The sequence below is a fragment of the Polyangium mundeleinium genome (genome assembly GCF_028369105.1).
In the GTDB taxonomy this organism is placed as follows: Bacteria; Myxococcota_A; Polyangia; order Polyangiales; family Polyangiaceae; genus Polyangium; species Polyangium mundeleinium.
On sequence record NZ_JAQNDO010000001.1, the window covers coordinates 7,507,638 to 7,521,767 of the forward strand.

Here is a 14,130-nt window from a genome sequence, read left to right on the forward strand (position 1 = left end):
CACACCCGCTGCCGATCCGGCCGATCCCGCCGCTGCACCCCTCCCGGCCGCCATTCGTTACGAAATGAGCCGCCCCGCCTCGGAGGTCTATGCCTCCGCCGTCACGGCCCTCGCCCTCGGCCGCCGCTTTGGCCCCGCGCGCCTCGGCCCTGGCCGCGCCGATTTTGGCCTCCCTGGGGAGGGTCTGTCGCGGCTCTCCATGGCCCTTGCCCCGGGCGGAAAGGCGCGCGGCGGGCTCGAAGTCGCCTTCTCCTCGGACACGCCCGACGAGGTGCGGCGCCTCTTCGCGGGGTTTCTGGAAGATCACATGAAGCAGCGCGGCGTCCATTTCGTCGAGCGCGTCTCCGTCCGCTGCCCGTGCGGGTATGTCTTGCCCGAGGACACCGTCAAGAGCCGCCTCGTCGGCGGCCATTCCGACATCGGCTGCCCCGAATGCGACGCCCGCACCCCGCTCGTCCCGCGAACCGAAGGAAACGACGCGCTCGCCGCGCCCATCTTCGCGCTGCGACGCGAGGCCGAGCGCCGGCGCGAGGAGAGCGTCGAGGCGGCGCGCATGGCCATGGCCGTCGCGCGCGTCACCTCGGACAAACCCCCCACGCCCTTCGGATCCTGCACCTCAGCGACCTGCACCTCCACGAGGGCGACGATCCCGAGGTCCTGCTCCAGCCCTTGCTCACGGATCTGCGCGACCGCGTCGAGGGGCTCGCCCTCGAAAAACTCGATTTCGTGGTCGTCTCCGGCGACCTCTCGAACCGCGCGAGCCCCGGCGAACTCGCCGCCGCGCGCCATTTCCTCTCGCGCCTCGCCGAGGCCACGGGCCTCACCGCCGAGCGCTGCATCGTCGTGCCTGGCAACCACGATCTCGACTGGGACACCGAGGTCTACGATTTCAAGAAGCGGCGTGCCGTCGATCCGAAGCGCCTCGCGCCCGGCAGCTTCGTCGAGCAGGAGAACGGCTACCTCGTGCGCGACGACGCGCGGTACCCCGATCGATTCCGTCATTTCTCCCGCCACCTCTACCACCCGCTTTGCCTGCGCGAGTACCCGATGAGCCCCGAGGAGCAAGGGCTCGCCCTGCTCTTCCCGGCCGAGCGGCTCCAGTTCCTCGCCCTGAACTCGGCCTTCGAGATCGACGAATACCACCGCGACCGCTCGGCCATTCACCCTGGCGCGCTCTCCCGCGCCCTCGCCGAGGCGGAGCGGCAGGTCGAGGAGGCGCGAAAGCGCGGGGATCTCGACCCGAACGCCTCCGTCCTGCGGCTCGCCGTCTTCCACCACCCGGTCACGGGCAATGAAAAGATGGCCGACGACGCCTTCCTCGAACGATTGCGCCGCGCCGACGTCCGGGCCGTCCTGCATGGGCACGTCCACGAGGATCGCGCCGATCTCGTGGGCTACCTGCACCCCACGCGAAAGCTCCACGTCGTCGGCGCGGGCAGCTTCGGCGCGCCGGCGGACCACCGCCCCGCGTCCGTACCGCGGCTCTACAACCTGATCACGATCCCGCGGGATCTCGGGCGAATGCGCGTGGACACGCGCTCGCTGCGCAAGGACGAGGGCATCTGGGAGCCCTGGTCTACGTGGCCGGGCGAAAAGCCTGGCGAGAGGCGCGCCCATTACGAAGTGCGGTGGGGCTGATCAGAGCTCGTCCGCGCCGATGTCGACCGGGCCGTTCTTTCGATTGTCCCCGTCGAAGTCCACCTCGCCCACGTCGAGCGCCCCGCTCCCCTTGTCTTTCGCGGGAGATCCCGGCGAAAGGTGCAGATCGCCGTTCGCCGGATCCACGAGCTTCGGGTCCACGGTGAGCGAATTCGCGCCGCCCGTGGCGCCGTCGAGGCCGCCCCCGAAGTAGACGTTGAAATCGAACACGTTCCCCGTGTTGCCGCTGCCCCCGACGGCGACCACGCTCGTGCCCATCGTCGCGACCACGACGTTGTTCTGGTACATATTGCCCTGGTTGCGGTTCTGCAGCAGGATCGCCGCGTCCGCCCAGCCATCTCGCGAGCAATCGAAGAGCGTGTTGTTCACGACCACGTTGTTCTTCGCCGCTCCGCCCCCGCCGCCGTTGCCGCTGCTGTATCCACCGGTCGCGATGCATGTGACGTCGTTTGCGTAGAGGAAATTGTTTCGCACCACGATGCCCTGCGTCGACTTGCCGAACCACTCGCTCGCGAGCTCCACGCCGAGATCACAACCGTGCGCGGTGTTCCGCTCGAGGACGAGATCCGCCCCTCCGTCCACGTAAAAGCAGCCCGCGGCCTTCTCGTTGCCATAAGCAGGATTGCCGTAGCTCGTGACGTCGTGCGCGAGGTTGCCGACGATGAGGCCTTGGCGGACGCGGTTCACGTTGTCCGTGTCGATCACGTCGTTCTGGGAGCAGGCGCCGCAGACGTCGCTCTCGAAGCCGATGAAATCGAACGCGATGTTGTTCACGTGGTGGACGTGGTTGTCGCGCACCTCGAAATCACGCACGTTCCCGTTGACCACGAGCGCCTCGCTCCAGCCGAGGACGAGGTCGTGAAGCTCGTTGCCGACGATCGAGATTCGCTCGGCCGGCGTGGTCTTGGTCCCGTACACGCCGATGCCGTGCGCGCCCGCGCCGTCGCCGCCATTCTCGGCCTGGATGTCGTGGATCACGTTGTCGCGGATCACGACGTCGTGCGAGGCGCCGCGCACCCATATGCCCGCGGGGAAGCCGCCCATGCCCGTGAGGTTCCGGATCTCGAACCCCTCGACCACGATGTGCCCCTGATCCACGACCGAAAAGAGCGCCGGCTCCCCCGTGCCGACGAGGCCCGTTCCGTCGAGGATCGGCCGCTCGCCGCAGGCCGCGCGGACCGTGATCGGAGCCCCGGGCGCGCCCGAGCGTGGAAACTCGACGAGCTCGTTGTACGTGCCCTGGCGGACGACCACGGTATCGCCGGGCTGGGCGACATCCACGGCGTGAGAGATGTGCTGAAATGGTTTGTCCGACGTGCCAGAATTCCCGTCGTTGCCCGTATTCGAGACGAAATAGGTCCCCGCCGCCGGATCACATGCGCTGCTGCCGCCGCCGCCTCCGCTACCACCGCCTCCGCTACCACCGCCGCCGCCACCACCGCCTCCGCCGCCGCTTCCGCCCCCGCCTTCGCCGCCGCTTCCGCCTCCGCTTCCGCCCGCGCCACCGCCTCCGCTTCCGCTCGCGCCCGTACCATTCGACGAGCACGCGAGGAGCCCGATCCCGCCGAGAAGCGCCACCACGAACCATCGATGCATCATGCCGCCCTACCTTTCCGCATTACGCGGGCCGCAGCATACCTATTTTCTGGACCGGCGTCGCTCCCTCGTGGTTCAGTGCCTACGCATACAGCAAGCCGCGCGCGGCGATACGCCACGCGCCACGGAGGCATTCATGTCCGAATCCCGTTCAACGGGCCGAGGAGGGTCCCCCTGCGGCAAGGAGCATTTCCCCCTCGCCTCGCCCATGCTCGACGATCCTCGCCCCTTTTATGCGCGCGCTCGCCGCGACGAGCCCGTGTTCTTCAGTGATTCGCTCGGCCTCTGGGTCGTGACGCGTTACGAGGACGTCTGCGCCGTCGCGAAAGACGCGGCGCGCTTCTCGTCGCTCGATTCGATCACGCCCAAAGCCGCGACCACGCCTCCCCCGCCGGAGCTCCTCGCCGAGCTCATGAAGGGGTTTCCGCTCCTTCCGAGCCTCGTGGACAGCGATCCCCCCGTCCACACGCGCGGCCGCGCCCTCGTCACGAAGGCCCTCTCGCTCCGCCGCCTCGCCGCGTTCGAGCCGATCCTCCGCGACATCGCCACGCGGCTCGTGGACGGATTCGTCGCGAAGGGCCACGTCGAGCTCGTGCACGCATTCGCCATCGCATTGCCCGGACGTTTCATCGTCGACCTCCTCGGGCTCCCCCGCGAGCACCTCGATCAGGTCGACCGCTGGACCACGAACAGCACCGCGATCTTCGCAGGGCACGAGCCCCTCCCCGTGCTCCTCGAACACGCCCGGGGCTTCGTCGCCTTCCAGCATTACCTCGCCGACGCGATCGAGGACCGCCGGACGACCCCCCGCGACGACGCCCTCTCCGATATCGTCACCGGCGCGGCGGCCCTCGATCCGCCGTTCGGCGTGGCCGAGCTCGTCAACATGCTCCTCCAGATCCTCTTCGCGGGCTACGAGACCACGGCCGGCCTCATCGCGGCCGCGGCGCTCGAGCTCGCCCGGGATCCCGAGCTCTTTGCTGCCACACGGAAAGATCCCGCTATCCTCCCGTCGATCGTCGAGGAGGTCTTGCGGGTCGCCTCGCCCATTCACGCGATGTACCGCACGGCGCTCGAAGACGTCGAGGTCGGCGGCGTGCCCATCAAAAAGGGCGAGCGCTTGCAGATCGCCTACATCTCGGCGAACCACGACGAGCGCCGCTTCGAGGATCCGCTCCGGTTCGACCTTCGCCGGACGACGCCGCATCTCGCGTTCGGGCACGGCATTCATTATTGCATCGGCGCGCCGCTCGCGCGCCTCGAAGGCCGCATCGCGCTGGAGGTCCTGACCCAGCGCCTCCCAGGCCTGCGCCTCGTCCCGGATCAGACGTTCTCCTATTTCCCGAGCGCCACCGCCCGCCGCCTCGAATCGCTGGAGCTCGCCTGGGATCCGCCGGGATGAGCCGGTTCGTCAGAGCATCCCTTCGCCCTTCAGGATCTCGTAGCTGATGCGCGCGGCCTCCGGGCCGATCTTCTTCTCGTCGCTCGATCGAATGCGGCACGCGAAGACCCACGTGCGGCCTTGTTTCTCCAGCGCGCCGACGAACCAGCCGATCGCGCCGAGCGGCCCCGGCGGGCCATCGTCCGGGAGGTAACTCCCCGTCTTGCCGCTGAGCAAGACGCCCGCCGGGATCTGATCGATGAACGGGAGCCGGTCGCGCACGTTCTCCACGGCTTCGCCGCGCAATTCGAGGGTCTTTTTCACCACGGTCGTGGCGCGCGGCGAGACGGGCAGCTTGTTCTCGTACAGGGCCGCGAGGAAACGACGCTCCTCGCGCGGCGAGATTTGGAGCACGTCGTTCAGCCAGAACATCGTCACGTCGCCCGAGGGATCCGCATTGCCGTACTGGAAGGCCGAGAGATACGCGCGATACCGCGGCTCGCCGACCTGCTCGGCGATGCGCTGGAAGTACCAGACCGTCGAATGCCACATCGCGGTGGCGAGGGAATGATCCCGGTTCCACGTGGCGCGCCATCGCTCCTTGCCGTCCCAGCGAAACACGGTGTTCTCGTCCTGCACCACGCCCGTGTCGACCGCGATGAGCGCGTTCGGGATCTTGAACGTCGAGGCCGGCGAGGTGCGTACGTCGCACTCGTCGCCGCCGTACTCGACCGTCTGCCCGGTGCCGAGCTCGACCATGGTGAAGCAGCCGACGAGCCCAGCGAAACGGGACGCGGCCCCCGGGGGCGTCCGGGGGACGCCGGGGTCCGGGACCGTCGCTGCGCCGTGCGTGCAGCCCGCGACGAGGAGGAAGAGCGGCGCGGCGAGGCGCCACGCGGACCGGGCGAGAGAACACGAACGTGCGGTCATGACGCTCGTACGCCCGCGCCAACCGGCGCATTTCCGGTGGGGGCATTTTTTCGCGGGCGTTTCGATGGTTGACATGGAGCGACCGTCGCGGCTAGGAGAAGCCCGATGGTCGATTCCGGACGGCTCGACGTCGCCGTGCTGGGCGCCGGCGTGATGGGGCTCGTCGCCGCCGTCACGCTCGTGCGTGCAGGGCTCCGGGTCGCGGTCCACGAGCGCGCCGCCGATATCACGGCGAGCGCCGCGTGGCGCTCCGGCGGCATGCTCGCGCCCGACTGCGAGGCCGAGATCGCCGAGCCGCTCGTGGTCGCCCTCGGCCGGCGCTCGCTCGCGCTCTGGCCCTCCCTCATCCCGGGCGTCGAGACGAACGGGACCCTCGTCATCGCCCCGCCGCGCGAGCCGGGCGTGCTCACGCGATTCGAGCGCCTGACCCCCCATCACCAAACCCTCGACGAAGAAGCCCTCGGCGCGCTCGAGCCCGCCCTCGCCGGCCGCTACCGGCGTGGCCTCTTCTTCCCGAACGAAGGGCACCTCGACCCGCGGCGTACGCTGCAAGCGCTGCAAACGTGGCTGCGCGAAGCCGGCGTACCCCTCGCATTCGGTTTTGCCGGGGATCCCGAGGCGCTCCGCGCCGATCGTATCGTCGACGCGCGCGGGCTCGGCGCGCGGGATCGATTCCCGACCTTGCGCGGCGTCAAAGGCGAAATGGCCCTCGTCCGGAGCCGGGACGTGACGCTCGCGCGGCCCGTGCGCCTGCTCCACCATCGCCACCCGCTTTACGTGGTGCCGCGCGAGGAAGGCGTCTTCATGATCGGCGCGACGACGATCGAATCGGCGTCGCCCGACCCGAGCGAGGAGACACGCGTCACGTTGCGCTCGGCCGGCGAGCTGCTCACGCAGGCGTATGCGCTCCACCCCGCGTTCGCCGAGGCGGAGATCCTGGAGCTCAACGCGGGGCTCCGGCCCGCCTTCCCCGACAACAACCCGCGGATCGAGGTCTTCGGACGCACGATCGCCGTGAATGGATTGTATCGCCACGGCTGGCTCGTCGCGCCCGCGCTCGCCGCGCGGATCGTCGACGTTCTTCGCGGAAAGATCCCCCCGAACGAGGTCATGCATGCGGATCCGGCTCAATGGTGAAGAGATCGATACGACGGCGAAGGATCTCGCCGCGCTGATCGAGGACCGAGGGTTCGACGTCGCGGGGGTCGCGACCGCGCTCAATGGCGAGTTCGTGCCGCGGGGCCTCCGGGCCGAGACGACACTCGCCGAGGGCGACGCCGTCGAGGTGCTCCGGCCCATGCAGGGAGGATGAGCATGGTCGATTTTTATGGGCGCACGTTCGAAAGCAGGCTCCTCCTCGGGACGGCGCGGTACCCCTCGCCCGAGGCGCTCGGCCAGGCCGTGGCGCGCTCGGGCGCGCAGATCGTGACCGTCTCGCTCCGGCGTGAATCCGCGGCCGGCGCGAAGGCGGGGCAGGCCTTCTGGGAGCTCGTCAAAGCGCTCGGCGTGACGATCCTGCCGAATACGGCCGGCTGCCATTCCGTGCGGGAGGCCGTGACGACGGCGCGCATGGCGCGCGAGGTCTTCGGGACGCCGTGGATCAAGCTCGAGGTCATTGGCGACGACGTGACGCTCCAGCCCGATCCGTTCGCGCTCGTGGACGCGACGCGCGCGCTCGTCGCGGAGGGATTCGAGGTGTTTCCGTACATGACGGAGGATCTCGTGCTCGCCGAAAAGCTCGTCGAGGCTGGCTGCCGCGTGCTCATGCCGTGGGGCGCGCCGATCGGTACGGGCCGCGGGCTCAACAATCCGTACGCGCTCCGCCTCCTGCGAAGACATTTCCCCGGGATCACGCTGGTCGTGGACGCCGGGATCGGCGCGCCGAGCCACGCGGCGGCGGCGATGGAAATGGGCTACGACGCCCTTTTGATCAACACGGCGGTGGCGACCGCGGGGGATCCGCCGGCCATGGCGGAGGCATTCGCCGAGGCCATTCGGGCCGGGCGGCGGGCGCACGAGGCGGGGCTCATGGAGCCGACCGACCTCGCGACGGCGTCGACGCCGACGTTCGGCGCGCCTTTCTCGCCCTTCGCAGGCTGATTCCGAGGAGGGGACGATGCTCGTGCTGGATCGTTTTTATCTCATCGTCGACAGCACCCGGTGGCTCGACCGCCTCCTACCGCTGGGTTTACGCTTCGTCCAGCTGCGCGTAAAAGGGCTCGACGCGGCGGCGCGGCGGGCGGAGATCGCGGCGTCCCTTGCGAAATGCCGGTCGCACGGGGCGACACTCGTGGTGAACGATTTCTGGCAGGACGCGATCGACCTCGGCGCGGAATGGGTGCACCTCGGGCAGGAGGATCTCGCGGGGGCCGACGTCGCGGCGATCCGCCGGGCCGGCCTGAAGCTCGGCCTCTCGACGCACAGCCACGAGGAGATCGACACGGCGCTTTCGGTCGATCCCGATTACGTGGCCCTCGGCCCGGTGTATCCGACGACGCTCAAGGTGATGCCGTGGGCGCCGCAGGGGCTCGATCGGATCGGCGAATGGAAGCGCATCGCGCGGCGGCCGCTCGTCGCGATCGGCGGCATCACGCTGGAGCGCGCGGAGGGCGTGGCGCGGGCGGGCGCGGATTCGATCGCGGTCATCTCGGACGTCCTCTCGCACCCGGATCCCGAGGCCCGCTGCAAGGCCTGGCTCGACGCGCGGGCGACGTGGCCCCGCGCCTCGGAATGAGGGAGGATGTCGGATCATGAAGGAGCTGAGCTACGAGGTCGCGGTCAACGAGCCGGGCGAGACTCCGCTTTCGCGGGCCGAGGTCTGGCGGGGGCTCGAAATCAAGGCGGAGAACGCGCTGCCGTTCATCCCGGGGATCCAGCGATGTGAGGTCCTGGAGAGAGGCGACGGCTGGCTCTTGCGCGAGATCGATCTCGAAGGCCAGCCCATCCGGGAGCGGGTCACGTTCGAGCCCGAGACGCGCGTGCATTTCGAGCGGGTCGCGGGCGCGCCGGGGTGGGTCGACAACGTGATCGACGAGCGGCCCGACGGCTCCCTCGTGCTCCGCTTCGTGTTCGGCGTGCCGGACGAGGACGAGGCGAAGGCGCGAGATCGCGAACCCGTCTATCGGAATGCGCTGGCCGCGACGCTCGCGACGGTGCGGCGCATGGTGAAGGACGGGACGATTCCGCGGCGTTGAGATTCACCCGCGCCGCTTCGAGGCGACGTACGCGAGCCCCTGCGCATTGAGCGCGAGATCGAGCTCGAGCATCTCGTGATCGCGGGCATCGAGCGCGATCCCCGCCTCCTCGGCCGCGCGCTCCATCTCCTCGTCGAGCGCCTTCCGGATCATGGCCTCAGCCTCGGCCGGCGCGAGCGGCACGGCCGCCTCGACGAGCGACGCCGAAAGCTCGATCCATCGATGAAGCTGCGCGGCCACGACGTCGAGATCCTCGATCTCGCCGAAATGCGTGAGCGCCGCGCGCCGCGCCCCCGACGTGCGCACCACCTCGATGCTCGCATGCGCCGCCTCCGCGTCGAAATCGGTCGGGCTCGTGGAGGGGAACGCAAAGCGCCGCCCGCGCTGGAGGTGCGGATACACGAGGCCAAACGTATCGCCGGTGAACACGGCCTCCCGGGCGGGGTCGAGCACGATGAAATGGTGGTTCGCGTGCCCGCGTGTATGCACGAACGAGAGCGTCGCGCCGCCGAGCAAGACGCTCTCCCGATCGTCGAGCGACCGCACGCGCGCCGCGTCGATCGGCAGGATCGTCCCGTAGAGCTCGGCGAATCGCGCCGCGCCGTAGACGGCCTCGGCGCTCTTGACGAGCTTCGACGGATCGACGAGGTGACGCGCCGCGCGCGGATGCGCGAGCACGGTGGCGTTCGGCAGCGCCGCGAGCAGGGCCGAGGCGCCGCCCGCGTGATCGAGGTGGACGTGCGTGACGATGACCCAGCGCACAGCCTCCCGCGCGATCCCCTCCCGATCGAGCGCCGCGAGCAGCCGCGGGACCGCGTGCGTGGTGTTCGTCTCCACGAATGCCGCCTCGTCGCCCTCCACACGGAGATACGCGGCGGCGAAGCCGGGCCCGAGGTAATCGCAGTCGATCGTGACAAGGCGCGAGGAGCTCATGCCCCGACCTTAGCAGACCGCCGGGGTCCCGGCTTCCTGTCCGTCATGGAGGCTGGCCAACTGGCACAGTGCCAACGAAATGACTCCGACAAACCCGCGGGCAAACTCGCGCCGCTTTTCCCGTTGACGCCTCGCGAGACCCTCGTGTACTGCAATTCCAGCGCGCGAGGGGGGGTCTTCCTTCCTCGAACAGAGACACGCGATAGGGAGGAAAGAGACCGATGAGCAACGTCGACGGACACGACGCCGGGACGCCCACGTGGTTCGACCTCATGACGCCGGACCTCGCGGGGGCGCAGAGGTTTTATGGGGAGCTTTTTGGCTGGACCTTTCTCCAGGGTACCGCCGAAACGATGTACTACACGATGTGCCAGAAGAATGGCCGGAATGCCGCGGGCATGGGCAAGCGCCCCGAGGATGCGCCTTACCCGACGGCGTGGAGCGTCTATTTCGACAGCAAGGACGTCGACGCCACGGCGGCTCGCGTCCGCGAGGCGGGCGGCCAGTTGATGATGGAGCCGATGGACGTGATGGACCAGGGCCGGATGCTCGTCTGCGTCGACCCGACGGGCGCGGTCTTCGGCTACTGGCAGGGCCGCAGGCACAACGGCGCGCAGATCATCGACGAGCATGGCGCGATGACCTGGTGCGAGGTGAACACGCGGGACGGCCTGAAGGCGTCCGACTTCTACGCGAAGGTCCTCGACGTCGAGCCGCGCAAGTGGCCGATGGCGGAGGACCCGGACTTCGTGTACTACACGCTTCACAAGGGCGAAAAGGCCGTCGCCGGCGTCATGCAAATGAACGCGCAGTGGCCGGACGCGATCCCGCCGCATTGGATGCCGTACTTCGCCGTCGACGACGCCGAGGCCGCGTGTGAGAAGATCAAGTCGCTCGGCGGGAAGGTGATGCACGGCCCCTTCGATTCGCCCTACGGCCGCATCGCCGTGGTCACCGACCCCTACGGCGCGACCTTCTCCATCATCAAGCTCTCCGAAGCCGCCATGGCGGCCTGATTCCTCCCCTCGCCCCTCTCCCGCAAGGGAGAGGGGTTGGGGGTGAGGCTACCGCGCCTGCACCCATTTCTGATTCGAGGGCTCCTGCGCGTCCGCGCCTGCGCCGGCGGCGCAAACACACGTCAGGCACCCGCCGAACGTCACGACGATCAGCCCCAGGACGGCGATAAGCGCGATCGTCGAGGGGTGCATCTTGCCCTTGTTCGGATCCACCGGCGCCATGGGCTGCATTGGCTGCGCGCCATAGGCCGTCCCGTACGGCGACTGCGCCTGCGCGCCATATCCCGGCGGCGGCCCCCCTTGCGGGCCATACCCATGCGGCTGCGAATGATATCCTGGACGCGTCGGGCCTTGCGGGCCATACCCTTGCTGCGGCTGCGGGCCATAGCCCGGCGGCGTCGCCCCTTGCGGGCCATACCCCGGCGGCGTCGCCCCTTGCACGCCGTAGCTCGAATGCGCGGGCCCCAGCGTTGGGCCCGTCGTATACCCCGTCCCTGCGATCGTCGGGGCCACGCCGCCCTGCATGGCGGCCGCCGAGCCCGGCGGCGCGGTCGGGCTGCCCGCTTGCGCCGCCGGCCCGGCCGGTGGCAGCGCGACGCCCGTGATCCGGCCAATCCGCTCGGCCGACAGACGCGCCCGCGCCGGAGCGAATGGGACGAGCGCCGCCGCGAGCTCGCCGACGCTCGCGAACCTTCGCGCCGCGTCCTTTTCGAGGCAACGCAGGATCACCGCTTCGAGCGCAGGCGGCGCGTCCGGGCGCACCTTCCGCAAGGGCTCCGGCGGGGCCGAGAGAATCGCGGCATAGACCTCCGGCACCGTCGAGCCCTGGAATGCGAGACGGCCGGTCACGAGCTCTTGCAGGATCACCCCGAGCGCCCAGATGTCGGTCCGGGCATCGACGTGCTTCGACGAACGGAGCTGCTCCGGCGCCATGTACCCGGGCGTGCCGAGGACGCTCTGCGTCTGCGTCATCTGCTGCGCCTCGGGGGACGAACCGACGAGCGCTGCCTTGGAGATGCCGAAATCGAGCACCTTCACGCAGGCCGAGCCGTCCGCACGCCGCGTCAAATACAGGTTCGCGGGCTTCAGATCCCGGTGCACGATCCCTGCGACGTGCGCCTCGGCGAGCGCCTCGCACGCTTGCAGGAGATACTCGACGGCGTCTTCGATCTCCAGCGACCCCTGGCGCTTGACGAGCTTCGAGAGGTCCGACCCCTCGAGATACTCCATCACCATGTACGGCTCGCCTGTGTCGAGCGTGCCGACGTCGAGCACGCGGGCCACGTGCTCGCTCTGGATGCGGCTCGCGCTCCGGGCCTCGTTGGCGAAGCGGGCGACGAGCTCCTTGTGCTTCAGGGCCTCGGGTTGCAGCAGCTTGATGGCCACGGTGCGGCCGAGGTGCAGGTGGTAGGCGGCGAGCACGACGCCCATGCCGCCTTCCCCGAGCACCCGCTCGATCCGGAACTTTCCCGAAAGGACATCACCGGGGCTCGGCGTGCTCATCGGGCCTCGGACGAGCGATATGGGCGAACGGTCGCGATCATCGCGGGCATTCTTCCATGCGACAGGCCCCGGAGCCAAGTGCCTTCGCGCGGCGCGTGCCACGCCTCGGGGCTTGTGCCACGCCGAGGGCCCATGCGATCCTCGCTTCCATGAGCTTCCAAAGGCCCCTCTCTCGACTTCTCTTCACGCTCCCCACCCTCGCCGCGACGTTCGTCCTCGGCCTCGCTGCGTGTGGTGACGATACCGGCGAGACGCCGCCCCCGCCGAAGTACACGCTCGACAACGTCTGCGCGCAAGTCGCGCCTCAGCTCTGCGAGGTGCGCAAGTCGTGCTGTGAAAAAGGCGAGGGCTACGACGAGGCCGCGTGTATCACGTACGAGACCGAGGTTTGCACGAAGAACATCGCCGACGTCGAGGCGGGCCTCATGACCTTCGACGCGAACAGCGTCGACGCCTGCGTGGCGGCGCTCAAGCCCTACGCAGACAAGTGTTACCTGACGATCCCCGACTACTACAATGCGCCCGAGGACCTCGCGCCGTGTTCGAAGGTCTTCGCGGGCAAGCTGACGGAGGGATCGAATTGCGAGCGTGACGCGCAATGCGCGTCCTCGATCGAAAAGCGCGAGATCGTCGCGTGCGACGACGACACGAAGAAATGCTCGGCGACGCGGTTCTTGCCGCAGGACGCGGCCTGCGAGGTCAGCGCTGACACGAAGGAGCTCTGTGATCAGGGGCTCTACTGCGATTTCGACTTCCTGGCGATGGAGGGCCTGTGCCAGCCGGCGAAGAAGCTCGGCGCGACATGCACGCCGAGCCCGATCCAGCTCTCGTGTGGCCTCAATGCCTATTGCGACGCGACCACGAAGGTCTGCACCGAGGCGAAGGTCGAGGGCTCGGCCTGCCAGAGCCCGCTCGAATGCCAGTCGTTGAAGTGCGATCTGATGGCCTGCGGCCCGATCACGCCTTTCTTCGAAGGCGAGCAATGCAAGGGGAGCGCCGCGCCCTGATCCCGCCCCCCGTCCCCTGAACCGAAAATCCCGCCGATCGGATCGAAAAACACGCCCTGCCAGCGGCACTCGACCCGAGCTACGGTCAGCCCATGGCAAACGAATCCAACCAAGCCGGCGAAGATCGCGGGGCCCACACGACCGAGCGTCTCCTCCGCGACGCAGGCATCTCCACGGGCATGCGCGTCCTCGACGTCGGCTGCGGACGAGGCGACGTATCCCTGATGGCGGCACGCCTGGTGGGCGAAACCGGCCTCGTCATCGGCCTCGACCACGACGAACGAGCCACGTCGACCGCCACCGAGCGCGCAAAAGACCTCGGGATCAAAAACGTGCAATTCCTCCCAGGAGACCTGCACGCCCCCCCCATCGTCGGCGCGCCCTACGACGCAGTCATCGGGCGGCGCGTCCTGATGTACCAGCCCAATCGCATCGCCGCCCTTCGTCCCCTCGTCGACGCACTCCGGCCCGGAGGCCTCGTCGCATTCCAAGAAGTCGACGCAACCATGGTGCCCGCATCGCCGAAACCACACCCCCTCCACGAGCAAGTCACGCGCTGGCTCTGGCAAACCGTCGAGCGAGAGGGAGCCACGACCACCATGGGATTCGAGCTCCCCATCGCACTCGAAGCCGCCGGGCTGAACGTCGAAGGACAACGCGCCGAAGCCATCCTCCAAACCAAGCACCATCGTCACATCACAGCCTGGATCGTGCGAGCCATGATGCCCCGCATCCTCGAGCGCGGCGTCGCATCGGAAGCAGAAATCGACATCGAAACGCTAGACGCACGCCTCGCCGAGGAGCTCCACCAGACCAACAGCACATTCATCGGCGATATGCTCTTCAGCGCCTGGGCACGGAAGCCGTTGCGCTCGGAGGCGTAGCGCTGGGGCTTCGCCCCAGGCCCGACC

Annotated in this window: 14 protein-coding genes; 10 read left to right on the forward strand and 4 right to left on the reverse strand. The window is 68.8% G+C overall.

Features of this window, described 5'->3' with window-relative positions; translation table 11 throughout:
- The first annotated feature begins 432 nt into the window (after positions 1 to 432).
- On the forward strand, positions 433 to 1,638 hold the full coding sequence (locus POL67_RS29825; protein WP_271923225.1) for a metallophosphoesterase family protein: 1,206 nt from the start codon (positions 433 to 435) through the stop codon (positions 1,636 to 1,638).
- Here the strand turns inward: POL67_RS29825 and POL67_RS29830 are convergent, their stop codons facing one another.
- Positions 1,639 to 3,258, reverse strand: a complete 1,620-nt coding sequence (locus POL67_RS29830) for a right-handed parallel beta-helix repeat-containing protein (protein WP_271923227.1) — start codon at positions 3,256 to 3,258, stop codon at positions 1,639 to 1,641.
- 133 nt (positions 3,259 to 3,391) lie between these two features.
- On the opposite strand from POL67_RS29830, the gene POL67_RS29835 reads away from it, so the two are divergent.
- Positions 3,392 to 4,657 (forward strand): cytochrome P450, encoded by a 1,266-nt coding sequence (locus tag POL67_RS29835; protein WP_271923229.1) that lies wholly within the window; start codon positions 3,392 to 3,394, stop codon positions 4,655 to 4,657.
- Between the two features lie 9 nt (positions 4,658 to 4,666).
- Here POL67_RS29835 and POL67_RS29840 read toward each other — a convergent pair whose 3' ends face one another.
- Positions 4,667 to 5,566 carry a penicillin-binding transpeptidase domain-containing protein gene (locus POL67_RS29840; RefSeq protein ID WP_271923231.1) on the reverse strand — a complete coding sequence of 300 codons (900 nt, stop codon included), beginning with the start codon at positions 5,564 to 5,566 and terminating at the stop codon, positions 4,667 to 4,669.
- A 105-nt stretch (positions 5,567 to 5,671) separates the two neighbouring features.
- Here POL67_RS29840 and POL67_RS29845 point away from each other — a divergent pair, with 105 nt between their 5' ends.
- Genes POL67_RS29845 through POL67_RS29865 form a run of 5 tightly spaced genes read left to right on the forward strand, consistent with a single transcriptional unit; the run spans position 5,672 to position 8,760 of the window.
- A complete protein-coding gene (locus tag POL67_RS29845) occupies positions 5,672 to 6,703 on the forward strand; it encodes an FAD-dependent oxidoreductase (RefSeq protein WP_271923233.1) in 1,032 nt (343 codons plus the stop codon).
- On the forward strand, positions 6,681 to 6,878 hold the full coding sequence (gene thiS / locus POL67_RS29850) for a sulfur carrier protein ThiS (protein ID WP_271923235.1): 198 nt from the start codon (positions 6,681 to 6,683) through the stop codon (positions 6,876 to 6,878). Before POL67_RS29845 ends, thiS begins: the two co-directional genes overlap by 23 nt.
- 2 nt (positions 6,879 to 6,880) lie before the next feature.
- Positions 6,881 to 7,666 carry a thiazole synthase gene (locus tag POL67_RS29855; RefSeq protein WP_271923237.1) on the forward strand — a complete coding sequence of 262 codons (786 nt, stop codon included), beginning with the start codon at positions 6,881 to 6,883 and terminating at the stop codon, positions 7,664 to 7,666.
- Positions 7,667 to 7,682: 16 nt separating this feature from the next.
- Complete coding sequence (locus POL67_RS29860; RefSeq protein WP_271923239.1) at positions 7,683 to 8,300, forward strand: thiamine phosphate synthase; 618 nt, start codon at positions 7,683 to 7,685, stop codon at positions 8,298 to 8,300.
- Positions 8,301 to 8,316: 16 nt separating this feature from the next.
- Entirely contained in the window at positions 8,317 to 8,760 is a 444-nt protein-coding gene (locus tag POL67_RS29865; RefSeq protein WP_271923240.1) for an AtaL-like protein, read from the forward strand.
- A gap of 3 nt (positions 8,761 to 8,763) precedes the next feature.
- Here POL67_RS29865 and POL67_RS29870 read toward each other — a convergent pair whose 3' ends face one another.
- Positions 8,764 to 9,693 (reverse strand): MBL fold metallo-hydrolase, encoded by a 930-nt coding sequence (locus POL67_RS29870; RefSeq protein ID WP_271923242.1) that lies wholly within the window; start codon positions 9,691 to 9,693, stop codon positions 8,764 to 8,766.
- 221 nt (positions 9,694 to 9,914) lie between these two features.
- Between POL67_RS29870 and POL67_RS29875 the strand changes: the two genes are divergently transcribed.
- On the forward strand, positions 9,915 to 10,709 hold the full coding sequence (locus POL67_RS29875) for a VOC family protein (RefSeq protein ID WP_271923244.1): 795 nt from the start codon (positions 9,915 to 9,917) through the stop codon (positions 10,707 to 10,709).
- A 48-nt stretch (positions 10,710 to 10,757) separates the two neighbouring features.
- On the opposite strand, the gene POL67_RS29880 is transcribed toward POL67_RS29875, so the two are convergent.
- Positions 10,758 to 12,212, reverse strand: a complete 1,455-nt coding sequence (locus POL67_RS29880) for a serine/threonine-protein kinase (RefSeq protein ID WP_271923246.1) — start codon at positions 12,210 to 12,212, stop codon at positions 10,758 to 10,760.
- 149 nt (positions 12,213 to 12,361) lie between these two features.
- On the opposite strand from POL67_RS29880, the gene POL67_RS29885 reads away from it, so the two are divergent.
- Positions 12,362 to 13,219: a hypothetical protein gene (locus POL67_RS29885; RefSeq protein ID WP_271923248.1), complete on the forward strand. Its 858-nt coding sequence runs from the start codon at positions 12,362 to 12,364 to the stop codon at positions 13,217 to 13,219.
- A 92-nt stretch (positions 13,220 to 13,311) separates the two neighbouring features.
- Complete coding sequence (locus tag POL67_RS29890; RefSeq protein WP_271923250.1) at positions 13,312 to 14,103, forward strand: class I SAM-dependent methyltransferase; 792 nt, start codon at positions 13,312 to 13,314, stop codon at positions 14,101 to 14,103.
- Positions 14,104 to 14,130 lie beyond the last annotated feature (27 nt).